Genomic DNA, 24,569 nt, shown 5'->3' with positions numbered 1-24,569 from the left:
CCGAGGTTCTCGAAATCGGCTTTCCTCGCACCGCGACCAGCACAAGCGCAACGTCCTTCCGTTCAGACTTTGCGAAAGCCCTGAGGAGGAGGCCGATGTTCCTGTGCACACCAGTTGGCGCTGCCCCAGGGAACGCTATTTCATAGTTTTGCCGCACGTTCAGGCGTCAACCTTCCTCGCACAAAGTCCCACAGGCCGATCAGATTGCCACCCAGCCGCCCCCGGCGGTCGATCCAGGGTTCCGGCGCAACGCTCCGCACCACATTGCTCACGACATTGCGCAGAACATGATCGAGCGCATCGCGCCAGGGCATGGTCTTCTTTCTCACCAGGTAGAACGGATTAATGACCTGCGAATAGCCAAGCTTGCGGCCGGATACCCTGCCACGCTTGACCCCCAGGTGCACGCCAAGTGCAGTGTTGATCCGGACCACACGACCGCCGCGATTCCAGATCTGGCCGCCAAAGTCGCGATCCTCCTGCCAGCCATAGAGAACGAGCCGCTCGTCAAACCGGAGTCCGGCAATGCTGCGAGCTCGAAACGCCATGTTGCACCCGTAGGGGCCACCCGTCGGAACGACCCTCAAGCTTTCCGGAACGTCTGTCGCCCTTGCCAGGATCGCCTGTCCCTCTTCAAAGGAATAACCCGGCCCATGGATGCCGTCGGCGAGTACGGTTCCAGTGACACAGGCTATAGAGGGATCGCTATCCATGGCCTTGAGTACTTCGGAGATCCATGTGCTATGCATCAGGAAATCATCGTCCAGGATGATCAGGATATCGAAGTCATCCGGTACATGGTTCAAGGCATGGTTACGTTGCGAGGAACTGCCGGGCTGCCCCTTGATCACGAGCATTCCGGGTCGGCTGGCGAGCTTGCCGGCGTCCTCATCCGATACACAGGAAACGATGATCAGATCCGGCTTTACAGTCTGCGAATCGACGAAAGCGACGACACGTTCAAGCATTTCGGCACGGCCGCGTGTGGGGAAGATCAGGCAGACCTTTGCTTCCTTCGCGGGCGATGGCAGGCTCATTTCCCTGGACAGGGTTACTCGCGGACAGACAATGGGATCCAATATTCACCTCGTCGGCCAATGCATATTTTTCTGGAAACCGGAAAACCGCTGCCCCTCTTCTGCTGAACTCAATCGTCCCGACATTGCCAATGGAGCAAGCCATTCCGGCTAGCATTTCGAAGACCATCGTATCGATCGCGCAAACGCGGTACTGCTGCCTACCCCACGTAAACACGCGCATATTGAACGCCGAAAGTCATTCACGAATGCTCCGGGCAACCCATCCCTGGTGCCTCGGCACGCGTTTGGGCGCACCCTGCGAAAGTACGCTCGCCGCGGCCGCAAATAAGTAGAAGCACGAGCCCAGTTCGAACACCCCAGCCGTCGTCGAAGCGACAATCAACGTCGCGATCATGCTATGCCGTGCCGCGTGGCAAACGGCCCGCTCCGTAAGCGGGTAATGGGCAGACACTGGCGACAGGAGACATCTGCCAACGAACACACCGTAGCAGACCACGCCCACAACACCCAGATTTGCCAGCACCGCCACGAGGAAGCTCGACGTACGAATGCTGCCCAGTCCCACGCCTATCCCGTATGTATCGAGGAAGTTGGTCACGCCTTGCATGTTCCAGCTCATTCGTTCAACGCCGGACTCGCTACTTGCCTTGCCCGTGACGGTCGTATTGAAGAAGTCTGTAAGCGTGTCCACCACGCCCGGCAAGAAGAGTGTGACGTAGATCGCGCCAAGCACGCCCGCGCAGGCCGCGATTATCCACATGCGCCGCTTGCGCGCGACGGCGGCGGCGGCAACACGACCTGGCCGGCTGAATAGTTGTACGACCAGATACGCTCCCAGCCCGACATACGCAGTGCCCGACGTGGACATCAGCAACAGTGTCCCCGTCGCGGCAGCAAGCGTCCCTGCCAGTTTCGGACGATAACCGATCACCCAGAGATTGAGACAAAAGACGAAAAGCGGCAGCGTGAAACTTGAAAACGCGGAAGTTTCACTGAACGTGCCGGTGATGCGCAACAGTCCGCCAAACTCTTCCCCGCTCAGATCGGCGTACTGCGCCGTCTTGATGACCGACATCACATCCAGACCGACAGCATGCGTGCCGATATCGATCACGCCTGCGAGCACATCGAGGAATGTGAGCAGGAAAATGCCGCCTGCGAGCGCCCGGTACGCGTCGCGATATCTGAGAAATGCATACATGCAGGCATACACCACGACATCGCCAACGCAATAGATCGCCTGCGACAGATTGCCGGAAACAGGACCGAGCGGCTGCAACAGTACCGCCCCGACGACAGCGCGATCGACTGGAAACACGAGGGTCAATCCATGCAGCAGGCGCGGCAGCAGGATGGCGCCTACGACACCCCACAGACAGGTGCCGAGCAGCCAGAATCCCGGCTTCTCCATGGAAAGCGCATCCATGATCCCCTTTCCACCGGCAAGATTGAAGGCCCTCAGGGCAAAGAACACGAGAAAGAGTTGCGCCGGCATGATGCCAACGCCGCCCAATCCCAGCGCAAGCGTGCATCCGAACAGCGAAAACGCCGCCATCGCGTAAACCGCGGTGCGAAACGATGTATAGAGCGCTATCAGCCCGATGACGAATACCGCGATTCCGAATAGCGTCAGTTGCACTTGCTTCACCCCCAATCCGTTCACTGCAGGCGCGTGCCTGGACATCCTGAATGTTGTCCGGTTGTACGGCCTCAGGCGGAGCGCCAGCGGCGAATCTCTGGAACCGGATCGGCGGGCGCCTTGTTGGCATCCACTGCGCGCTCCACCACACCCAGGAACTCGCGTTTGAACCGCTCCCTCGTAAAGCGCAGGGCATTGCGGCGGCAGACTTCCGCGCGAAACGGCGGGGACTGTTCGAAACGCTCCACGGCGTCGACGATGGAAGTCACGCTCTGTTCGTTGAAAAAAAGCCCCGTCGCCCGCTCGGGATCCGATGATTCGACGACGATCTCCCGCACACCTCCACGAGCAAAAGCAATGACCGGGGTACCGCAGGCCTGCGCTTCAACGACCGAAATACCGAAGTCTTCTTCCGCGGCAAAGACGAATGCGCGTGCGCGCTGCATCCAATCCACCAGTACCGCATCGGGCTGATAGCCGAGTAGCGTCACATTGGGCGTCGCGCAGGCCTTGACGCGCGCGAAATCCGTGCCGTCGCCGATCACCACAAGGCGCCGCGAGGGCATCGCCGCAAAAGCCTCGACGATGAGCGGAATGCGCTTGTATGGGACCATGCGCGAGGCAATCAGGTAAACGTCCTCACGCTCTGTGCAGAGTTCGAACCGCTCGACATCGACGGGCGGATAGACCACCGTGGCGTCGCTTCCGTAGGCCTTCTGGATGCGCCGGCCAACGAAGGCAGAATTGGCGACAAAGGCATCGACGCCATGCGCGGTGCGCTGATCCCATATGCGCATGTAATGAAGCAGCAGACGCACGACCCAGCTCTTCATGCCGTGCTGCATGCCGGCCTCAGCCAGATATTGATGCTGCAGATCCCACGCGTAGCGAATCGGCGAATGCACATAGCTTACGTGGACCTGGTGCGGTCCGGTCAATACGCCCTTGGCTACGGCATGATTTGACGAAATCACGAGATCGTAGCCAGAAAGATCGAACTGCTCGATCGCGAGCGGCATGAGCGGAAGGTAGTGGCGAAACCATTTGCGCGCGCGCGGCAGATGTTGAATGAACGAAGTATGGGCGCGTTTTCCGCCCAGCACATCCCGTTGCGATTCAGGGAAAAAATCGACGATACTGTAGAGATCGGCCTGCGGGAACAACTGAAGAATCTGTTCAACCACCTTCTCCGAGCCCGCATACGCAGTGAGCCAGTCATGCACGAGCGCCACGCGGCCAAAGCAGCGTTTGTCGTTAGCAAGCGTGGGGGCAAGCGTTACATTAGCCACGGCGAGATCTCCTCGATCAACCTGGCAGCGGTCGCGCGCCAGGTCAGTTCCTCCGTCCGTGCACGGCCTCGCTCGCGCAGGCTTGCTCGCAACGTGGCGTCAGTGGTGATCCGTTCGAGCAGACGCGCCAATTCTGCGGGATCGTCCGGCGAGGTGTAGAGCACGGCATCGCCGCACGCCTCCTGGATGGCCGGCAGCCTCGAAGCGATGACGGGACAGCCCAGCGCCAGTGCCTCGACAGGCGGCAGCCCAAAGCCCTCGTAGCGCGACGGATAGACAAAGCATGCTGCTCGCCGGTAAAGCGCGGCCAATTCGCCATCGCTCACGTAACCGAGATGTTTCACGAACCCGGGCAACGCGTCCTTGCCCGCCCCGTACACGCGCGAATCTCCACCGCCCACCACCACGATGTCGAACTGCGCATCGTCGATAAGGCGTGCGGCTTCGGCCACGAGCCGAAAGTTCTTGTGCCGGTTGAGGCTTCCAACCGCCAGAACGAAAGGACGCCCGTTCAGCGTGGGCGCCACACCTCCTTCATCTTCTTGCACGCGCAACATATGCTCGCCGCTCTCCGACACGACACCAATTTTTCCGGCCGGAATGCGATAAGCGTCACACAACTCGCGCCGCGAGAATTCCGACACGGTAATGACACGCTGCGATACATGGCCGATGCGCGGTGCCATCAGGCGATACCAGGCGACAAACGACCGGCTGTAGCTGTCGGGCACGCGCGTGGGCGCTGCGTCGTGCAGCACCGTAATCTGATGGCGGTACAACAGTGGCCCAGAATTGCAAAGATTGAGCAGCAACCGGCCGCGCGCCGCCTGCGGTAACGCGAGTTGCTCCCAACGCAGACCACCGCCTTTGCCGCTCGCTCGCAGCCCGACGTGTCGAAAGGGATTCGGCATACCGGTCAGCGCTTCGGGCACGATGATCTCGGTTCGCAATCCGGCAACGAGTGGATCACGCAGTTCGATCAATTGATCGAGCGCCCGGATGGTCTCGAACGCGAAACGATCGACACCCGTCGCACGGCGGCCAAGAAAGCGGCCGTTGATCATCAGGTTGGGGACGTGCACGTGTTTCATCGAGAGGGTCCAAGGCATCGCTCATGACCAGACGTTATCCGTGCGCGAAGTCAACGCGACATACGACCGGATTCGACAAGCCACGCCATGCAATTCATATGGACTGGAGTGTGGCCGTTCTGTGCTCCGGCGAATGTTCGCCGTCGCTCATGCCTTGCCAGTTTTCACACGAAGCATCGCTAACTCGCCGTCCGCGCCGCACGTGAGCCGCACTGCAGGCCACGTTCTATCCGTTCGCCGCCGCACACACGAAGGACGCAACCACACGTCAGAATGATTTCTGCATGCCCCTCCAGCAGAGGCAAGACCACGAAGTACCGGGCGTGGCGCAAGGCGCGCGGAACCGGCAATCGTCTCACAAGGAATCCGCCGTGAAGCATCCCGTCGCAACCACTCATACCCTGCTCGCCAATACAAACCTCTCTCGCAGTTCGCGACACGCGAGCCGGGCGAAGCCATGCAAGTGGTTTGGCACGCGCGCCGCCGCAAGCCTCGCCACAGGCCTCTGCGCGCTCGCATGCGTACCGACGGTGCAAGCCAGCGATGCTGTGCGAGCAATGCCTGTCGACACCTTCATCCAGACGCTCGCTGTCGTTACCCACGTCAACTATACAGACGGCGCCTATGCCAACGTACGCAACGTCGCCGACGACCTGGCATGGCTTGGCATTTACCATGTTCGCGACGCCACGCCCGGCGCCAGTGTGCCTTTCTCAAGCTATGTCTATCTGGCGCAGCGCGGCGTCAAATTCAGCTTCCTGATTGTCTCGGACGTCGCGGAGTCAATCGCGCGGGCTGCGCAGTTGAACGCCACCGTGCCTGGCAGTGTCACGGCCATCGAAGGCTTCAATGAGATCGACAACTTTCCGGTCTCCGATCACGGCCTCACGGGCACCGCTGCCGGACTCGCCCTGCAGCGCGAGATCTACGCACGCGTACGAAGCACGCCGGAGCTCGCGGGCGTACCCGTCTACGACCTCACTGGCTACGATCTGAAGTCAGTCGAGACGCGCGCGGGCTCCGCCGATTACGCGAACCAACATGCCTACCCGCAAAACGGCCAGCAGCCCACCTACAACGCGCAAGGCGGCAGTTGGTTACCCGCGGCCATCAATAGCGTCAAGAAATTCCAGTTGCCGACCGTCATCACCGAATTCGGCTACTTCTCGATGCCTCAGGCGGGCTGGTACATGATTGGCGTCGACGAGGCGACACAGGCCAAAGGCGTTCTCAACGGCTACATGGACGCGGTGGCGGCGGGCGTGAAGCGGACCTATGTCTACGAATTGCTCGATGAAAAACCCGATCCGCTGAACAAGAGCGGCGAATGGCATTACGGGTTCTTTCGCAACGACAATAGCCCCAAGCGGCTGGCTTACGAGATTCGCAATCTCACGTCGATCCTGAACGCCAGCACAACGCGCCGCGCAAGCGGCGCGGCACCCGGCACGCTCGCGTATACGCTCTCGGATATGCCGGTATCGGCAAACAGTCTGCTGCTGCAGAAAAAGGATGGCCGCTTCGTGCTGGCGCTATGGAACGAAACGCCGATCTGGAACCGGGAGACGGGAACACCGCTCACCAGCCCGCCGGCCAGCGTCGAACTTGACCTCGGCGCAAAAGCTGCCCGCATCGACCTGTACGATCCGCTCGTTGCCCAGACGCCGTTCGCAAGCCATCGCGACCTGCGCCAACTTACCGTGCACGTACCCGATCACGTCATTCTGATCGAAGTCACACCCGCGGACGCGCCCGGAAACTGAGCGTCTCCGCCGGTTTATCGCCTCAGTCCGCGGCGGGCAAATCAGAGCTATAGCTGGAATATCCGTAGGCGGCGTACGCTTTGCCGTAACGACCTGGCCTCGACATCGCGTCATTGTAAATAACACCGCGAATCGGCACGCCGATCTGCTCGAACCTGCGCGTCGACTCGCGCAGTTCCTCCACCGTTGTCACGCCGTGCCGCGCGATCACGAATACCATTCCCGCGATCGAAGCCACAATGCCTGAGTCGGCAACCGGCAGAATGGGCGGTGCGTCGATCAATACCACGTCGTATTCACTGTCCACCTGCTGGGCGAACGCGAGGAAGTTCCGATGCTTGAGAATTTCGCTCGCGTTCTGTATGTATCCTCCGTTCGCCACGAAGTCGACGCCTGGCAGAATGTCGCGATGGACGGCCTCCTCGAACGTCTGCGCACGCGTCACGATATTGGTAATGCCTGGGCTGCACGGCACCCCGAGATATTGATGCAACGTGCCCCTTCTCAGATCGGCATCGACCAGCAGCACACGCTGCCCCGATGCTCCGATCAACGCCGCGAGATTGACCGAGACGAATGACTTGCCCACGATGGGCGTCGGCCCGGCGAGCAGGACAATCCGGTTAGGTGCGTCGACGAGCGCAAACTCAAGCGCGCTTCTGAAGCTTCGCAGACTTTCGATCGCAGCATCGCCCATTGCGGCACGCGCCAGGACAAGATTTGAATCGGTGTTGCGCGGAAGGCGGCGGGTCAGCGTTTCCTGTGCCCTGCTGCGTGGAATCGTCGCGTACACCGCCAGCCCCGTGCCGACTTCGATTTCGTCCAGCACGGTGATTCCATCAAAGAGCCGTCGCTTGAGCAATACTATCGCGACGCTCGTGAACAGCCCCGCCATCAGGGCTCCGAGCATCGCCAGCGCGCGTTTCGGCCGAATCGGACTATCCGGCACGATAGCGGAGTCGACCAGCCGCACATTCGACACCTTCCCCGCTTTAAGAAGACGCAGTTGTTCACGGGTGTTCAGGAGGTTGGTGTAGATGGTGGTATTCACCTGAACCTCTCTCTGCAGCCGCAGCAGGTTCTGCTCCATCGGCGGCAGTTGCTTCGTCACGGAAGCAATGCTTCCCACCTCCCTCTGGGCTTCGTTTAATTCGTCGTTGACGGCGATCACGGCCGGGTTTTCCGACGTGTACCGCGCGAGAAGCAAGGCTCGCTGCTGTTGAAGATCGGCGACCTTGTTTTGCGCCTGAGCCGAGCGTTGCAGGAGCGCCGTTGCTTCCGCATTCAGATCCACGGTCCCATTCTTCGCGCGAAACGTGTTGAATTCGCTTTCCGCCGCTTCCAGTTTGGCCTTCAGTTCAGGCAATTGACCATCGAGAAATGTAATCGATTTCTGCGCCTCTTCCTGAGTACGCAAAACATTTTGCCGAACATATGCCGTGCCGATCGCGCTGAGAATGGCGCTGATCTTCTTCGGGTCGGTGCCCTCCAGCGCGACGCCGATCACAGCCGAGTCCTTACCCTTCTCCGCAATCAACAAGCCCGATTGCACGCTCTGAATCGCGGCAAGCTCCGAAGTGCGAACCAGTTCAAAACCAACGCCCGGCTTTCCGACGATCTGGTCCACGAGGAGATCAATTGGCCCTTCGTCCGTTTCAGCGTGTAACGGTTCACCGACACGCCCGGACAATTCGATGCTTTTGTACTTCAGCGAATAGTTGCCGTTCTTGTGCAACGTCAGGATAAATTTCGCGCCTTGCAACACCTCGGGCACATCGAATTTCGAAACGCTGATCCGCTCATTACCCCATGCATAGCCGCCCATTCCCGAGTGGGACAAATCATTCAGATGGCCCGCAATCCATCGGCCGACGACCGGAAAATACCGTGGCGTTGCGCTGAGGCTGAGCTGCGCACTGGTTACGGCTCCCGCGATCACCAGTCTGGAGCGCAACACCTCGATCTCGGCCGAAGCAGCCGTCTTGATGGCGAACATGGACTTCACGTCGCCCAAGGCATCTTTGGCGGCGTTCGGGTTCTCCTCGACCTGGATCAGAATATCGGCCTGATACACCGGCGCCGCGAGCAGCGCATACGCCGCGCCCATAAAAAGAAAGCACGCGGTGATCAGGACGATCATGCCGCGGTTCTGATACAGAACGTCTAGAAAAACGCCGAAATGGTCACCCTGTGCGGGAACTGCATCGATCGTATTCATTGACGGGTCGTGGTAATTCATGTGCCTTCTCCCCTATTCCCAAACGTTCCGGCAACGCCTGCTTTCACCATCGCGCTGCCGGATGCACTGCTGCCAGGCCAAACAGATTGTTGGTTCATTAGTAACCGATGGCCCGGCCGGCGGCTGCCGCCTGTGTACTTGGCACAATCAAACCGATCACGCGGCTCCACCTGACAAGCGCGGACGCATCGACAAACACCACATCATTTGGCTTTAGTTCAAAGCCATCCGCGGTTGCCATCGCAGCCGGAGACCCGGCATTCAGGTGAAAGACCACCGGCTTACCCACGTTGCGTCCGCGCACCACGAAGACCTGCGACGCATCCCCCGAGGTTTGACTGATGCCACCGGCATCGCCTAGCGCTTCGTTCAAACTCATCCGACCGTTGTTGAACGTCAAGCTCCCCGGACGTTGAACCTCGCCGAACACGTACACTTTCGTATCTGTCTGCGCGAAGACGCGCACCATATCGCCTCTACGCAACTCGATGTTGTCGGGATTCACCCCTTTCGCAATCATGCCGGGAATATCGACAACAACTGTCTTGTCACCACGCGTAATCGCGACCATCGACCGGTCTGCGGTAGGCGTAAATCCTCCGGCACGATTGATGGCTTCGGGCAAGGTCATCGGCATGTCGTTGAGAACCTGTACGCCGGGACTCCTGACTGCGCCGTCCAGATAGATCCGCTTGCTTCGATAAGTCTCAATCCGCAACGTCACCTGCGGTTGGCGCACGTAACGGCTGAGCTTTTGGGCCAGCAGATCACGCGCCTCCATTTCGGTGAGCCCTGCCACCTTGAGTGGACCGATATAGGCATACTGAATCATGCCGCCCGCGTCGACTGTATAGCCCGAGGTCATCGAACCTGCACTGTTCGCTTCCGGTCCGGCCGATGCCGAGGCGCCCGGCATATTCAGCTCAGCGTGATCCCATACGACGATGCTCAATATATCGCCCGGCCCTAGCGTGTAGGGTGCGGGCTTCGAGAACAATTGCGTGACCTCTTCAGGCACGTCCTTAGAGCGTGCGGCACGTTCCTTTTCAACCAGATCGTCGGTGATTTCGATCAGGGTGCCCGCGGGGGGCGCATCCACACCCTTACCCTGGTGAACGTCTGCCGTCGCGCGCACGTTGCTGCTGGCGAGGCCGTTGCTCCCATCCGCTTGTCCCGGACCAGCGGCTCCCGATGGAGGACTGAATGACATCCCCGGTGACCATGCGCAGCCTGCCAGGCATACCGCCAGCACAACACCGGTGACTGCAGTCCTGACCTGTCCCCGGCGGCTTGCGGCGCGAGCGCGCGTCAATGAATCGCACAACGGGTCTGCTCGCTCCTCGATCAACACGTTTGACTCTTGCATGTTCGTGGTCCTTTCCGAATCCAACTTGTTGCATAACATCATCGCTACTCCCTTCCGTCGCGCGTTCAACCTGATGCCCCCGTTGAAACACGCACACCACTATGTAGAATTTTTTTATGCTTTCGCTAGCGACATCCAACCGCCCCGCCCGGCCATACCGCGTTCGATCAACCCACCACATCGGATTCAGTACGCGCCACTCCCCTTGAAGACCACCTTGAAAGTCTTGAAGAGAATGGTGACGTCACGGAGCAACGACCAGTTCTTCACGTAGGCGACATCCAGAGACACCCGCGTCGCGTAGTCCGTCGTGCAGCGGCCACTGACTTGCCACAAGCCTGTCATGCCGGGCTTGGCCATCAGGTAGTACATGACGTTTGCGCCATAGCGCTCCAGTTCCTGATCGATGATCGGGCGAGGTCCGACCAGGCTCATATCGCCGCGCACTACGTTCCACAACTGTGGCAACTCATCCAGACTGGTACGGCGTAGAAACCGGCCGATACGGGTGACACGCACGTCGTTCTTGAGCTTGAAACTACGCTCCCATTCGGCGCGCGCCTGCGGATCGTTTTCAATCAAGGTCTTGAGTACCTGATCTGCGTTCACGACCATCGAACGGAACTTGAGGCAACGAAATTTTTTCCCGTTACGCCCCACGCGAACGTGTCCGAACACGGCCGGGCCGCCATCGCACATCACGATCACCATGAGCAAAACGAAAACCGGCAGCAGCGCGACCATCAACAACGTGCCGACCACGACGTCAAAGCTGCGTTTGACGACCTTTCGTACGGCGCCAGCGCTGGCCAGACCATATTCCCGGGGTGCCGTCGTATCGGTTCCGGCATCGAAACCCGCAGTGCCGGCTAACCGAAGTCCCGAGAAACGGGCGAAGTTGAATTCGGCGAAGATAAGCGTATGCGAGCCGAGCAACGATATGCCGGTCGTAAGCGTCCAATAGAAGAACCACTGCAGCGGCAACTGGTTCTCGCGATGAATTGCATAGAGCAACGCAAGGCCGCAGAGCTGGACGGCGAGCCAGGCGAATGCAGTGCGGCTTGCAAGGCCGAACACCGCGCGCGTACGTCGCGCAGGGTAAGTTCCACAAGCCGGAAACACGGTCAGCGCAAGCGCCGCAACGAACGCGACGAGCGACGGATCAAGCTCGTGCGGATGACCCATTTGCGGCAGGTTCAGATGCAACGCGCCAAACGCACCCAGTACGATCAGCGCGATATCGGTTAATCGATGGACTAGTACTGACATTTCCGTTACCCCAGACCTTAACGTTCCCCGCGCCGATCGCTCCCGACTCGTCGCCGCCCACGGCTGCCGGGATTTCCGTCTAACCGGTCGTAGGACCAGCAACGGAAATCTAGCCTCCCGCATCGCTAGCGGCGGGACGCACTCTGTCGTCCTCGCCGATGTATTCCATCGACCGCACCCCGTCGATCGCCAAAGGCAGCTTGCTCAGGCTTTCGAACCGTGTACGCGCGCCTGGCACGGAGCACGCACACTGGTTCAATACGTATTCCGTGCCGGTGCACGTCACGGTCTTATTCACCTGGCAAGCAGTACTTCAGTCCACACTAATAAGTTACGTCCTCGACCGGATACATTCCGTGCGGCATCACACCAACCACGAGGTTTCATTGATGACGACGGATAATCGTCCTAAGAAATAGCGGTGAATTTATCCAAAACATTGTTAAGTGATCACGTGACCCTTCCCTCGCTTAACCGATAAGCGAAGTTCGCGTTTTGGTTGAGTAACAGCATGAAATCCGGCGACCGACCGAAATCCAACGCGCCGCGGCAGAAGCCTGGCGCCGCATGAAAAACGTGCGAATAGAATTAACCTTTTTACATATCTATTTATTAGCGATCCAAATTAATTCTGTTAATACAAAATAGATGTATCTCCAGCTTTGCACCGGCGATTCTCTGTACTTAGCGAGATCTCATAAAAATACGCTAACGTCCGTTCGAAATCGCACGGCTAGCGCCTTTGCCACGTTCTTGCTAATCGCGCGGCGCCCCGCGAGAATATCGCTGACCACTGTCGGCGAGGCGATATCCGCCAGGTCCTTTTGCTTGAGACCGTGCGTTTCCAACAGGTGGCGCAGCACTTCACGCGGCTCCGCACTGGGTAGCGCCACATGACGGCTTTCCCAGCAGCCAATCAGCGTGGACAGGAGATCGAGCAGATCCGCCAGCGGATTGCCCATGTCACACTGGGGATATTTCGTCAGGGCATTCGCGAGCTGCATCATCTGCTCGTATTCGTGCTCGTTGCGAATTGGCTTGATAGACACCTTGCTCTGCAACGCAACCCATGCTTCAACGATGTCAGGGACCTGGCCCAAAAGGCGATCGGCATTCATATTCTTTAAATTTTCCTTTTGAGAAGATCGTATTCCTTAGACGTTGGGCAATGCGTGCCGACAGCGGGCGCCGACGCTCATTGCGATCACAACGATCCCGCGCCTGTTTCAATTCACATCGAACACGACATGGAACAACACCAAAAATTGGCAAATTTCAGATTCTTCATGACTCGCTTAAAGCACAACAATGAATACCGCATTGCCCTATCAATTCCGGGCATGATGCAAGCATCGGAGAAGTTCCCGCGAGTTTCCTGCAGCGATGCCACGCCACGCTCTCACGATTCCATCTCCGCAAGTACGGCAATTGCTTTTTTATCTCTCAATTCATTTAAGATACCGAACTTTTTACAATTCGAAATCACCTACCCATCCACGTCGTTTGATGTGATCGGCGCACAATAGTCAAAGAGGTCGAGCCAATCGGATGGATCGGCATTCCAATATTTCTCGACCACCTGTTTGCGCACGTCTTCCGCCTCTCCTGACGTCATGAGCCATCCGGCGGCAATCGTCGCTTTAACAATGTCGCCGTACGCAGCGGTCCAACGCCACGAAACCGAGTTTAAAAGGAGCGTCGTCAGCGGTGCGTGCGCGCGGCCACACTCCGCAATCGAGAAAGGACAAAAATTGTCTGCTCGTCAATCGGCCACCAAGGCCTGACTCTGTTCACCACGGCTGCTAGCGCGCAATCGTGTCCATTCGATGCACGGATCGAGCGGAACCGGCACAGCATGCGGGCCGCAATCAGAACGTCAAATAATGGAGCGACAAACGAATCGGGGACTTGGCCGCACAAGAACGCACGAGAGCGACAACGGGGAGGGTTGGAAGCGCCGGGAGGCGGACGCTTTAGAATTGCGCGTTCGCGCCGCCGGACGAACAGTGATGAGCCGGAAGCTCAGAGGGGACACCGGGTCACGGCACTGCGGCAGCAACTGCCGCCGGAAACATAAGACAAGGCATCGCACAGCGCTCAACGCCGTGCGATGCCTTGAAGAACTTGAAGAAGACGCAGCTTAACGAAGGGCGTAACGAATCGTCTCTACGCCGGTGTCAGTGCCGAGCAGACACAGATTCGCTCCGCGTTCTGCGAACAGGCCTACAGTCACGACGCCCGGCCATGCATTGATCTGGGCTTCGAGTGCACGCGGATCGGCGATCTTCAGACCTTTGACGTCGAGAATCTCGTTGCCGTTATCCGTGATGAACGGTGCACCGTCCTTCGTCACGCGCACGACCGGCACGCCACCCAACGCGGTCACGCGGCGGCCGATTGCCGTGCGCGCCATCGGCACCACTTCCACCGGCAGCGGAAACCCGCCCAGCACGTCGACACGCTTGGTGGCATCGGCGATGCAGACGAATACGTCCGATACCGACGCGACGATCTTTTCGCGCGTCAGCGCACCGCCGCCGCCCTTGATCATCGCGCCGCTGTGGTCGATCTCGTCGGCGCCGTCGACATACACGGGCAACGTTTCGATTTCGTTCAGATCGAGCACCTTGAAGCCGTGCGATTGCAAACGTGCGGTCGTGGCGAGCGAACTCGACACCGCGCCACGATAGCGGCTCTTGCTGGCGGCCAGCGCGTCGATGAAACAGTTCGCGGTAGAGCCGGTGCCGACGCCGATCACGGAGCCTTCCGGCACGTTGGCGTTCACATAGTCGGCGGCGGCTTGGCCGACCAGTTGCTTGAGTTCGTCTTGGGTCATGGGGAATGCAGGCGAGCAGTAAAAACGACGAGTTTACCGGAGTTTACTTCTTCACCGAGCGCTGACGCACTGCTTCGAACAGACAAACACCGCTCGCCACGGACACATTCAGGCTCTCGACCGTCCCCGCCATCGGAATCTGCATGACCACGTCGCAGGTATCGCGCGTGAGGCGGCGCATGCCCTCGCCTTCGGCGCCCATCACCAGTGCGACTGGCCCGTCGAGCTCGGTCTCGTAGAGGCTCTTGGTGGCTTCGCCGGCGGTACCGACAACCCACACGCCCGCGTCCTTCAACTCACGCAGCGCACGCGCCAGATTCGTGACGGTGATGTACGGCACGGTGTCGGCCGCGCCGCTCGCCACTTTCGCCGCCGTCGCATTCAATCCCACGGCGCGGTCGCGCGGCACGATCACCGCGTGCGCGCCGGCCGCATCGGCCACACGCAGACAGGCGCCGAGATTATGCGGATCAGTCACGCCGTCCAGCACCAGAATCAGCGGCGAGCCATTGATGCCGTCGAGCAGTTCAGCCAGATTCTGCGCAAGCGGCATGTCGCTCGCACGCGCGACCACGCCCTGGTGGCGCTCGGTATGCGCGAGACCCCACAGACGCGTTTCGTCGGCGGCAATCAAACGCACGCCGGCTTCCTTCGCCGCGTGAAGAAACTCGGTCATGCGACGGTCTTTGCGCGTCGCGTCGTAATAAACCTCTTCGACCGTCGACGCATCGTGCCGCATACGCGCGGTCACTGCGTGGAAACCGTATAGAACCTTGAGACGTGACATGACTGACAAACCTTTGATTGAGCGCGCCTTGAACGCGCGCTGCTGTGATGAATACGAGCCCGCTTACTGTATTGCTTGAGTAGCTTGTCTCGCTACCTGACTTGATTGCGATGAAACGAAGACCGCGCGCAACCGGTACATTGAAACGTACCGGTTGCGCGCGGTTCAAGCCGTCATGCGACTTCAGCGCTTCTTGCGGGCCTGCGGTTTCGATGCCGACTTGGCCGGCGCGCCACCGTGCTTCTTCGCCGCGCCGCGTGCCGCGCGCGCTTCCTTGACGGCCGCGGTTTGCGCCGGCGCGGCCTTCTTGCGCCGGCCACCCGGCGCTCCCGCGCCACCTGCCCCGCCGTCCACCGGCGGCAACGAGCGCACGCGTGCACCGCCGCTTTCGCCGGATGCCTTGTCGGCGAGCGCCGGGCGACCTGCCGGCGGCTTGATCGGCGTATCGCGCACGAGGCGGAAGTCGATCTTGCGCGCATCGAGATCGACGCGGCTCACCTGCACCCGCACACGATCCGACAGACGGTAGCGAATACCGGTACGCTCGCCGCGCAACTCGTTCTTGATCTCGTCGTACTGGAAGTAGTCCGAGCCCAGCTCGGTGACGTGCACGAGGCCTTCGATAAAGAGCGAGTCGAGTTGCACGAAAATGCCGAACGACGTGACGCCGTTCACCATGCCGCCGTACTCTTCACCCAGCTTGTCACGCATGAAGTAGCACTTGAGCCAGGCTTCCACGTCGCGCGAGGCTTCGTCTGCGCGGCGTTCATTCGCCGAGCAATGCAGACCGAGTTCTTCCCAGATCGCCACGTCTTTCGACTTGTTGCGAACGCCGTGTTTTTCCTCGTCGGCCTGCTGCATCGCGCGGGCGCGCGGCGACAGCGCCGTATTCAATTCGACGCCTTGCGGCGGTTCCGGCTGATACTTGCGGCCTTGCAGAATCGCGTAGATCGCACGGTGCGTGAGCAGGTCCGGATAGCGGCGAATCGGGCTCGTGAAGTGCGCATACGCCTCGTACGCGAGGCCGAAGTGGCCGATGTTGTCCGGACTATAAACAGCCTGTTGCATCGAGCGCAGCAGCATGGTCTGCAACATCTGCGCGTCAGGCCGTTCGCGGATCTGCGCCATCAGCGCGGCGTAATCACTGGCGTGCGGCTTGTCGCCTCCGGCGAGCGAGAGGCCCATGCCGCGCAGGAAGGTGCGCAGATTCTCGAGCTTCTCGGCGGTCGGCCCGGCGTGCACGCGGAACAGACCCGGGTGCTTGTTGCGCTTGAGGAAGTCGGCCGCGCAGACGTTCGCGGCCAGCATGCATTCCTCGATCAGCTTGTGTGCGTCGTTGCGCGTGCGCGGAATGATCTGTTCGATCTTGCCCTGCGCATTGCAGACGATGTACGTCTCGGTCGTATCGAAGTCGATCGCGCCGCGCTTCTGGCGCGCGGCGAACAACGACTTGTAGACGCCGTAGAGATTCTGCAGTTGCGGCAGCAAGGCAGCGCGGCGTGCGGCTTCCGGGCCCTTGGTGTTCTTCAGCACCGCGGCGACTTCGGTATAAGTCAGGCGCGCGGCGGAATTGATCACGCCGGGATAGAACTGATACGCCTTCACTTCGCCGCGCGCGGTGACGATCATGTCGCACACCAGCACGCAACGATCGACATGCGGATTGAGCGAGCACAATCCGTTCGACAGCTTTTCCGGCAGCATCGGAATCACGCGGCGCGGGAAGTACACCGAGGTGCTGCGTTCCAGCGCGTCGGCGTCGAGCCCGCTCTTCGGGTGTACGTAATGCGAGACGTCCGCGATCGCGACGATCAGGCGGAAACCTTCGCCACGACCGACCTGAACCGGCTCGCAATAGACGGCGTCGTCGAAGTCGCGGGCATCTTCACCGTCGATCGTGACGAGCGGCACGTCGCGCAGATCGATACGATGACGCGCGTCGACCGGACGGACTTCGTCGGGCAGCCTGGCGGCTTCGTCGAGCGCGGCCTGGCTGAACTCGTGCGGCACGCCGTACTTGCGCACCGCGATTTCGATTTCCATGCCGGGGTCGTCGATATCGCCGAGCACTTCCACCACGCGGCCGAGCGGCTGCGAGTGACGGCTCGGGAAATCGGTCAGCTCGACCACCACCACCTGGCCGACCTTGGCCTTCTTGGTGTTCTGCTGGATCAGAATGTCGTGGCCGATGCGCTTGTCTTCAGGCGCGACGATCAGCGCGCCGTTTTCGTTGAGCAGACGGCCGATCACGCGCTTGTTGGCGCGATCCGTGACTTCGACGATATGCCCTTCCGGCCGGCCGCGCCGGTCATAGCCGACAATGCGCGCGAGCACGCGATCGTTGTGCATGACCTTCTGCATTTCGCCGGTGGGCAGAAACAGATCGTCCTGACCGTCGTCGCGAATGAGAAAACCGTAGCCGTCACGATGGCCCTGCACGCGGCCCCCGACGAAGTTCGACGGATGGGTCAGCTGGTAGAGATTGCGCTGATCGAGCCGGATCTGGCCGTCGCGCTCCATGGCGCCTAAGCGCTTGAAAAATCCTTCGCGCTCCTGGCGCTTGATCGACAGGGCTTCGGCGATGTCGTTCGCGGCAAGCGGCGCTTCGCTCGTGCGCAGGACGCCCAGGATTTCTTCGCGGCTCGGGATCGGATACGGGAATTTGCTCAAGGGCTTGTCGATGATTTTTTCTCGTTGCATGGACGTCGGTCGGCGATGTGGCTGGGCTTAAGAGGCGTTCAGGTTGCGCTTAAGTTGCACTTGCGATTGCACTGGAATAACTGCTCGGGTCCGGCTCGTTCAAGTCTGAGTCCGACGGGCGTGTGCACCGTGCCAACGAACTACTGCGAGGCATTCTAACACCCGTCTTGCGCGCCACGCGGCCCGTCAATAGTCGCTGTGAGGCGCATGCAGGCTCGCTGCGGCGATGTTTAAGCGACTTTTGAGAAACGCTTGACAGCCATGAATCTGTCGCTATAATGGCGTTCTTTGCTGTTCATCACCTGCCCAGGTGGCGAAATTGGTAGACGCACTAGGTTCAGGTCCTAGCGGTGGCAACACTGTGGAGGTTCGAGTCCTCTCTTGGGCACCAGATTCAAAAGTAAAGCCGCCTGATGTTTCACATCGGCGGCTTTACTTTTTGTGTGAGGCCATGTGATCCGGTTCTGGTTTTTCGAGCGGATTACGGGGTTGGCAGGACGGTTACGCCAACGTAAGTTGGTAGTGATTGTGCGGTGAGGTTTTGCTCCGCTGCACAACCCAACCGGGCGGCTGATGTAGCGATAGTTTGTTTGCATGTAGGGATTGACACGCTGCATCATCACGCTAAAATAGCGGTCTAGCTTGAAGACGTGCCCAGGTGGCGGAATTGGTAGACGCACTAGGTTCAGGTCCTAGCGGTGGCAACACCGTGGAGGTTCGAGTCCTCTCCTGGGCACCAACAGTTGTTCCGGCATAGTTTCAACATAAGCCGAAGTAGTTCGAGAAACCCCGTAAGATTAAAGTCTTACGGGGTTTTTTGTTTTCTACCGATCTCTTGCGTTCCGCTGACAACCTGCCCTTCCTATCTGACCATCCACGCCAGCGGCATCAACACTGATGCACACCGGCACAGATGCTCGCCCGGCTATCGAAAATGCATTTGCGCTGGGGGATGGAACGGCATCATCGCCCCAGCCATAACTCGCAACCCTAACTCGCTGCAGCCGCCACCTTGGCCCGCGCCTTGTGCAATTTTTTGTAACTGTCGATCAGGCGGTGGTGCCTATCGAGCCCTTCCAGCTTCATACTCGTTGGCGTGAGCCCATAGAAACGCACGCTGCCGTCCACTGACCCCATTACCGCGTCCATCCGGGCGTCGCCAAACATCCGGCGAAAGTTGACCGCATAGTCGTCCAGTTCCAGGTCGTCATCGAGCAGCACCTCCAGCACCACATTCAATGCCTGATAAAACAGTCCGCGCTCGACCGTGTTGTCGTTGTACTGCAGGAAGGCTCCCACCAGTTCTTGCGCCTCCTCGAGTTGCTGCAAGGCGAGATGAATCAGCAGCTTCAACTCGAGAACGGTTAGCTGCCCCCAGTCCGTATTCTCGTCAAATTCGATGCCGATCAAAGTGGCAATATCGGAATGCTCATCGAGTTCATTGTTTTCCAACCGCTCAAGCAATGCTGCCAGGCCAGCATTATCCAGGCGATGCAAGTTCAGGATATCGGCACGGAACAACAGCGCCTTGTTGGTGTTATCCCAGATCAAATCCTCTACCGGGTAAACTTCCGAATAACCGGGCACTAAAATCCGGCAGGCTACGGCGCCGAGCTGGTCATACACTGCCATGTACGTCTCTTTGCCCATGTCTTCGAGAATGCCGAACAAGGTTGCGGCTTCCTCGGCATTGGAGTTTTCACCCTGGCCAGAAAAATCCCACTCGACAAACTCGAAATCCGCTTTGGCGCTGAAAAAGCGCCACGACACCACACCGCTGGAATCAATGAAGTGCTCAACAAAGTTATTGGGTTCAGTCACGGCATTACTGACAAAGGTAGGCTGAGGTAAATCGTTCAGGCCTTCAAAACTGCGCCCCTGCAGCAATTCCGTCAGACTCCGTTCCAGCGCCACCTCGAAGCTGGGGTGCGCGCCGAACGAGGCAAAGACACCGCCTGTCCGTGGGTTCATCAATGTGACGCACATCACCGGGTAGGTTCCACCCAACGATGCGTCCTTTACCAGCACCGGAAAGCCCTGCTCTTCCAGGCCCTGAATTCCGGCCAGAATACCGGGGTATTTCGCCAGCACTTCGTGAGGCACATCGGGCAACGCGATTTCACCTTCCAGAATTTCACGCTTGACCGCCCGTTCAAAAATTTCGGACAGACATTGCACCTGCGCTTCGGCCAGCGTATTACCGGCACTCATGCCATTGCTGACGAACAGGTTTTCGATCAGGTTGGAGGGAAAGTACACCACTTCGCCGTCCGACTGCCGCACAAACGGCAACGAACAGATTCCGCGCTCCGTATTGCCGGAGTTGGTGTCGTACAGATGCGAGCCATGCAATTCGCCGTCAGGATTATAAATTTCCAGGCAGTACGCATCCAGAATTTCAGCCGGCAATGCATCCTTGGCGCCAGGCTTGAACCATCGCTCGTTCGGATAATGTACAAACGCCGCATTGGCGATGTCTTCGCCCCAAAACGCACCGCCATAGAAATGATTGCAATTCAGGCGCTCGATAAACTCTCCCAACGCCGACGCCAACGCGCTTTCTTTGGTCGCTCCCTTGCCATTGGTAAAACACATCGGCGAGTGCGCATCGCGAATATGCAGCGACCACACATTGGGAACGATATTGCGCCACGAAGCAATCTCGATCTTCATGCCCAGGCCCGCCAGAATGCCGGACATATTGGCAATGGTTTGCTCCAGCGGCAGATCTTTACCCACGATATAAGTGCTGGCGTCAGAAGCCGGCGCCAACGTCAGCAACGACTGAGCATCGGCATCCAGGTTTTCTACCTCTTCAATGACAAACTCGGGCCCGGCTTGCACCACTTTTTTTACCGTACAGCGGTCGATAAAGCGCAAAATACCGCGGCGGTCTGCGTCCGAGATATCCGGCGGCAACTCGACCTGAATTTTGAAAATCTGCTGGTACCGATTTTCCGGATCGACAATATTATTCTGCGACAGACGGATATTTTCCGTGGGAATATTGCGATTCACGCAGTACAACTTCACAAAGTAAGCTGCACACAAAGCCGATGAGGCCAGAAAATAATCGAAGGGACCAGGCGCCGAACCATCGCCTTTATAACGGATAGGCTGGTCGGCCACTACCGTGAAGTCATCGAACTTGGCTTCGAGACGAAGCTTGTCGAGAAAGTTGACTTTAATTTCCATGGTGAATCCTAAAAATGGTGCTCAAAATGATGCAGCCGCTATTATTCGTCGCCGAGTTCAGTGGCACCAAACTGAAACGCCACGCGTTCCTCCAACACTCTCCAGAATGCGAGAACTACCACGCGGCAATCCAGAATATAAAACTCTATAAAAATAGGGCCTTAATAGTCGATCAACTGGCAAATAATGTTTCCCGGCGGGAATTCTACTCCCACTCGATCGTCAATCGAAGGGCTGAACCCTCGTGGAGACGGCGTTTCCACCCGCTCGGACAGCGAAGGTACCGTCAGTGATACCGAAAAATCCAGTCGGCGGTTATCAGCATGGGACAGATTGCATCGGAGCATTCACGCCCGCTTTAGCTGAAAAACGGCGAAGTTCGCCGGGCATCTCAAGACGATGTGTGAAGGCCATACCTCAGGCTCTTTCCAATGCAGTCCAGAGGGAGCCCGTCGGTGCCACGATCTTCAACTCCAGCCGTTCGCCCCCCCTGGAAGGGTGCGACCTAGGCAGTGATGCCATAGCGTTTTGGGGCACCGGTTCGGCGACAGTCCGTCGTTCAGCGAACTCGACCAAAGAATTGTGACCTACCATGCCCGCGACCGCCCCCACCATCGCGCGGATGTCTTTTTTGTCAGGACCGGGAACCGGTCGGCTGATCTATGCAAGATTTCCTGCGCCAGACCGTTCGTATCTCTCCCCGTCGCAGACCATTCCGGAGACATTCGACTTGCGTTGGTCTTCCAGTCAAACCCGTCGGGGCCGGACGAGTGCCCACTCGTCATCAGGAAAGTCCCGTGACGATCGACGTGGATTGTGCGTTTGAACATATACAAAACTCTGTACGTTGTCGTACCGCTTTCTGCCGCGCGTGCGCGTAGCGTGTCTTCTACCGTCGACCAGTGGAAAGAAATCATGCTTGGACGAACCTTCATCTGGAGCACGTCCGGATCGCTTCCGGTATTCGGTGTGGTGCTCTCAGGTCTCGCGTCGCTTTGAAAATCAGACAGGTGGCGCCATGACAGACAGAATCATCTCAAGCAAGACACACGACGCGCACATGAGCGTAAGAGATCATATCGCCGATGGTTGGGTGGCGAGCGTGCGTATCGTTCCGAAAGGCGCATCAACGAGCAATGAATTCGTCATCAAACTCGATACTTTCTTCGAGCATGAAGATGTCGCATGGGAATCGGCTGAGACGCTTGCACGTGCCGAGCTCAACAATCTGAAATAGCGTAGAACCGCACTTCCAGATCTCATTGTGAAGGGCGCAATACTTTGCATACCTTTTATCCTTTCAAGGACCAATCGCATGACTCCCTATGACGTCGTAATCGCGGTCTTCGATGACCACCATAAAGCCGATGCCGCCGTGCGCAAGCTGATAGACAGCGGCTTCGATATGAAGAATTTCAGCGTGGTCGGCAAGGGCTATCACACCGAGGAAAAGATCGTCGGTCTTTACACGATCGGTGATCGCATGAAGATGTGGGGCAAGTACGGGGCCTTCTGGGGCGGCCTGTGGGGCCTGCTGATGGGCGGCGTGTTTCTGACGATTCCGGTGCTCGGCCCGATCGTGGTGCTGGGCCATCTCGCCGTTGTCATCGTGTCTGCGGTCGAAGGGGCCGTTGTTGTCGGCACCCTCAGTGCTTTGGGCGCAACGCTCGTCAATGCGGGGCTGCCGAAGGAAAGCGTGGTCCACTACGAGGCCGCCATCAAAGCCGATGGATTCATCGTGATGGCCCACGGCACGCCGGATGACATGGCACGCGCAAAAGCTGTTCTCGCGACCCATCAACCGGCGCGTCTCGATTCGCACGAAGGCGTCACACCCATCGAGCCTGTCACATCCGAAACGGCCTGAGGGGCCGGTACGGCGTCGCCGGCTACGAGGAGTACCCCGTTCATGGATACGCTCACCCGCGAACCGGTCAAGCAACCGCCTCGCCCAAAACTTCTGCAGGTCATGGGCCCCGGCCTTATCACCGGCGCATCGGACGACGATCCGAGCGGTATCGCGACGTATTCGCAGGTCGGTGCGCAATTCGGCTATGGCCTCGCGTGGACACTCCTGTTCAGCTATCCGTTAATGGCGGCGATCCAGGAAATCAGCGCGCGCATTGGGCGGGTCACCGGCAGCGGCATCGCAGGCAATCTGCGTGAGCACTATCCGCGCTGGTTGTCGACCAGCGTAGTCGGATTGCTGCTCGTCGCGAACATCATCAACCTGGGTGCGGACCTCGGCGCGATGGGTGCGGCGCTCAAACTGCTGATCCCAGGCCCGGCGTTACTCTATGTGTGCGGATTCGGGCTGCTGTCGGTGGTACTGGAAGTGTTCACGCGCTATGCTCGCTATGTGTCGGTTCTCAAATGGCTGTGCCTGTCGCTGTTCAGCTATGTGATCTGCGCCTTTGCCGTCAAAGTTCCGTGGGATCAGGTGGGCTGGGCTGTCTTACTGCCTCCGCTATCCGTCAAGCCGGATTACCTCGTCGCCATCGTGGCGGTCATGGGCACGACAATTAGCCCCTATCTGTTTTTCTGGCAGGCAGAGCAGGAAGTCGAAGACGAAAAGGAACGACCCGGCGCGCATCCGTTGACCCACGCGCCATGGGAAGCGCCCGCGGAGTTTGCGCGGATTCGCATCGACACCTACCTCGGCATGGCGCTCTCAAATATGATCGCGTTCTTCATCGTCGTGACGACGGCGACGACTTTGCACGCCCACGGCCTCATTGATATTCAGACTTCGGCTCAGGCCGCGGAAGCGCTGCGTGCCATAGCAGGACCATTCACGTTCGTTGTGTTCGCCGCCGGCATTATCGGCACCGGTTTGTTGACACTGCCCGTGCTGGCCGGATCAGGCGCATATGCGGTAGGCGAATTGTTCGCATGGCGAGTGGGCCTTGCGCGCCTGCCGTCACAAGCTAAGGCGTTCTATGGCGTGATCGCCATGGCGACGGCAATCGGTGCCGGCCTGAACTTCACATCAATCGATCCGGTCAAGGCGCTCTACTGGAGCGCAGTCCTCAATGGTATCGTCGCGGTGCCCGTGATGATCGTCATGATGCATCTCTCGATGCGTGCCCGCATCATGTCCGGTTTTACGCTACCGCCCGCACTACGTATCCTCGGCTGGATTGCTACCGGCGTGATGGCCGCAACGGTCGTGGCAATGGGTATCACCTGGGTTGCGTGAGGGAACCGCCCTATCGCCTCAGATACTGCGCTCGCAAGACTGCGATTTCATCAAGCAGATCGAGTGCGAGTGCGATGCCCGCAGCGTTGATCTCGAGACCCGGCGCGAGATGGCGAGCCTTGCGAGCGCGGCGCAATGAGACGCCGTCGAAGTGCG

The 24,569-nt window shown here is 59.0% G+C and carries 17 protein-coding genes, 2 tRNA genes and 1 pseudogene; 7 read left to right on the top strand and 13 right to left on the bottom strand.

All coding sequences use genetic code 11. From position 1 onward, the window contains the following. Positions 1-140: 140 nt before the first annotated feature. The 4 genes from PQQ95_RS29750 to PQQ95_RS29735 all read right to left on the bottom strand — a co-directional run bounded on the left by PQQ95_RS29750 (position 141) and on the right by PQQ95_RS29735 (position 5,059). Entirely contained in the window at positions 141-1,079 is a 939-nt protein-coding gene (locus PQQ95_RS29750) for a glycosyltransferase family 2 protein (protein ID WP_408444100.1), read from the bottom strand. A gap of 196 nt (positions 1,080-1,275) precedes the next feature. Next, on the bottom strand, positions 1,276-2,688 hold the full coding sequence (locus PQQ95_RS29745) for a hypothetical protein (RefSeq protein WP_408444099.1): 1,413 nt from the start codon (positions 2,686-2,688) through the stop codon (positions 1,276-1,278). A 62-nt stretch (positions 2,689-2,750) separates the two neighbouring features. Beyond that, positions 2,751-3,968, bottom strand: a complete 1,218-nt coding sequence (locus PQQ95_RS29740; protein WP_408444097.1) for a glycosyltransferase family 4 protein — start codon at positions 3,966-3,968, stop codon at positions 2,751-2,753. Continuing rightward, positions 3,956-5,059: a glycosyltransferase family 4 protein gene (locus PQQ95_RS29735; RefSeq protein WP_408444095.1), complete on the bottom strand. Its 1,104-nt coding sequence runs from the start codon at positions 5,057-5,059 to the stop codon at positions 3,956-3,958. The genes PQQ95_RS29740 and PQQ95_RS29735 overlap by 13 nt, the downstream gene beginning before the upstream one ends. Before the next feature lie 371 nt (positions 5,060-5,430). Here PQQ95_RS29735 and PQQ95_RS29730 point away from each other — a divergent pair, with 371 nt between their 5' ends. Beyond that, positions 5,431-6,822 carry a calcium-binding protein gene (locus PQQ95_RS29730; protein WP_408444092.1) on the top strand — a complete coding sequence of 464 codons (1,392 nt, stop codon included), beginning with the start codon at positions 5,431-5,433 and terminating at the stop codon, positions 6,820-6,822. Between the two features lie 22 nt (positions 6,823-6,844). On the opposite strand, the gene PQQ95_RS29725 is transcribed toward PQQ95_RS29730, so the two are convergent. The 4 genes from PQQ95_RS29725 to PQQ95_RS29710 form a co-directional block, all read right to left on the bottom strand. Next, positions 6,845-9,040, bottom strand: a complete 2,196-nt coding sequence (locus tag PQQ95_RS29725; RefSeq protein ID WP_408444215.1) for a GNVR domain-containing protein — start codon at positions 9,038-9,040, stop codon at positions 6,845-6,847. 118 nt (positions 9,041-9,158) lie between these two features. Further along, positions 9,159-10,427: a polysaccharide biosynthesis/export family protein gene (locus PQQ95_RS29720; RefSeq protein WP_408444089.1), complete on the bottom strand. Its 1,269-nt coding sequence runs from the start codon at positions 10,425-10,427 to the stop codon at positions 9,159-9,161. 186 nt (positions 10,428-10,613) lie between these two features. After that, positions 10,614-11,696, bottom strand: coding sequence for a sugar transferase (locus PQQ95_RS29715; RefSeq protein ID WP_408444088.1), 1,083 nt, complete (start codon positions 11,694-11,696; stop codon positions 10,614-10,616). A 695-nt stretch (positions 11,697-12,391) separates the two neighbouring features. Continuing rightward, positions 12,392-12,814: a helix-turn-helix domain-containing protein gene (locus tag PQQ95_RS29710; protein WP_408444085.1), complete on the bottom strand. Its 423-nt coding sequence runs from the start codon at positions 12,812-12,814 to the stop codon at positions 12,392-12,394. A gap of 129 nt (positions 12,815-12,943) precedes the next feature. Between PQQ95_RS29710 and PQQ95_RS29705 the strand changes: the two genes are divergently transcribed. Then, entirely contained in the window at positions 12,944-13,222 is a 279-nt protein-coding gene (locus tag PQQ95_RS29705; protein WP_408444083.1) for a hypothetical protein, read from the top strand. A gap of 614 nt (positions 13,223-13,836) precedes the next feature. Here PQQ95_RS29705 and rpiA read toward each other — a convergent pair. From rpiA to rnr, 3 genes are all read right to left on the bottom strand, one after another. Next, the gene (gene rpiA, locus PQQ95_RS29700; protein ID WP_408444082.1) at positions 13,837-14,532 is read right to left on the bottom strand and encodes a ribose-5-phosphate isomerase RpiA; all 696 of its coding nucleotides are present in this window, start codon (positions 14,530-14,532) and stop codon (positions 13,837-13,839) included. Positions 14,533-14,575: 43 nt separating this feature from the next. Further along, on the bottom strand, positions 14,576-15,319 hold the full coding sequence (gene rlmB / locus PQQ95_RS29695) for a 23S rRNA (guanosine(2251)-2'-O)-methyltransferase RlmB (RefSeq protein WP_408444079.1): 744 nt from the start codon (positions 15,317-15,319) through the stop codon (positions 14,576-14,578). Between the two features lie 183 nt (positions 15,320-15,502). Further along, complete coding sequence (rnr, locus tag PQQ95_RS29690) at positions 15,503-18,019, bottom strand: ribonuclease R (RefSeq protein WP_408444076.1); 2,517 nt, start codon at positions 18,017-18,019, stop codon at positions 15,503-15,505. 304 nt (positions 18,020-18,323) lie between these two features. On the opposite strand from rnr, the gene PQQ95_RS29685 reads away from it, so the two are divergent. Together PQQ95_RS29685 and PQQ95_RS29680 are read left to right on the top strand one after the other, a co-directional pair. Continuing rightward, positions 18,324-18,410 (top strand) — tRNA-Leu (locus PQQ95_RS29685). A 261-nt stretch (positions 18,411-18,671) separates the two neighbouring features. Further along, a tRNA-Leu gene (locus tag PQQ95_RS29680) sits at positions 18,672-18,758 on the top strand. 251 nt (positions 18,759-19,009) lie between these two features. On the opposite strand, the gene PQQ95_RS29675 is transcribed toward PQQ95_RS29680, so the two are convergent. Beyond that, complete coding sequence (locus tag PQQ95_RS29675; protein WP_408444073.1) at positions 19,010-21,214, bottom strand: OsmC domain/YcaO domain-containing protein; 2,205 nt, start codon at positions 21,212-21,214, stop codon at positions 19,010-19,012. Positions 21,215-22,133: 919 nt separating this feature from the next. Here PQQ95_RS29675 and PQQ95_RS29670 point away from each other — a divergent pair. From PQQ95_RS29670 to PQQ95_RS29660, 3 genes are all read left to right on the top strand, one after another. Continuing rightward, positions 22,134-22,451: a hypothetical protein gene (locus tag PQQ95_RS29670; protein ID WP_408444071.1), complete on the top strand. Its 318-nt coding sequence runs from the start codon at positions 22,134-22,136 to the stop codon at positions 22,449-22,451. Positions 22,452-22,529: 78 nt separating this feature from the next. Beyond that, positions 22,530-23,081, top strand: a complete 552-nt coding sequence (locus PQQ95_RS29665; protein ID WP_408444068.1) for a general stress protein — start codon at positions 22,530-22,532, stop codon at positions 23,079-23,081. A gap of 42 nt (positions 23,082-23,123) precedes the next feature. After that, positions 23,124-24,413, top strand: a complete 1,290-nt coding sequence (locus tag PQQ95_RS29660; protein ID WP_408444066.1) for an NRAMP family divalent metal transporter — start codon at positions 23,124-23,126, stop codon at positions 24,411-24,413. A gap of 10 nt (positions 24,414-24,423) precedes the next feature. On the opposite strand, the pseudogene PQQ95_RS29655 reads toward PQQ95_RS29660, so the two are convergent. Next, positions 24,424-24,564, bottom strand: a pseudogene (locus tag PQQ95_RS29655) (chaperone modulator CbpM); the annotation flags it as partial. Between the last annotated feature and the right edge of the window lie 5 nt (positions 24,565-24,569).

The organism is Paraburkholderia caffeinilytica, from assembly GCF_046030355.1.
GTDB lineage: Bacteria > Pseudomonadota > Gammaproteobacteria > Burkholderiales > Burkholderiaceae > Paraburkholderia > Paraburkholderia caffeinilytica_B.
This window is presented reverse-complemented; position numbering and strand designations above follow the sequence as displayed.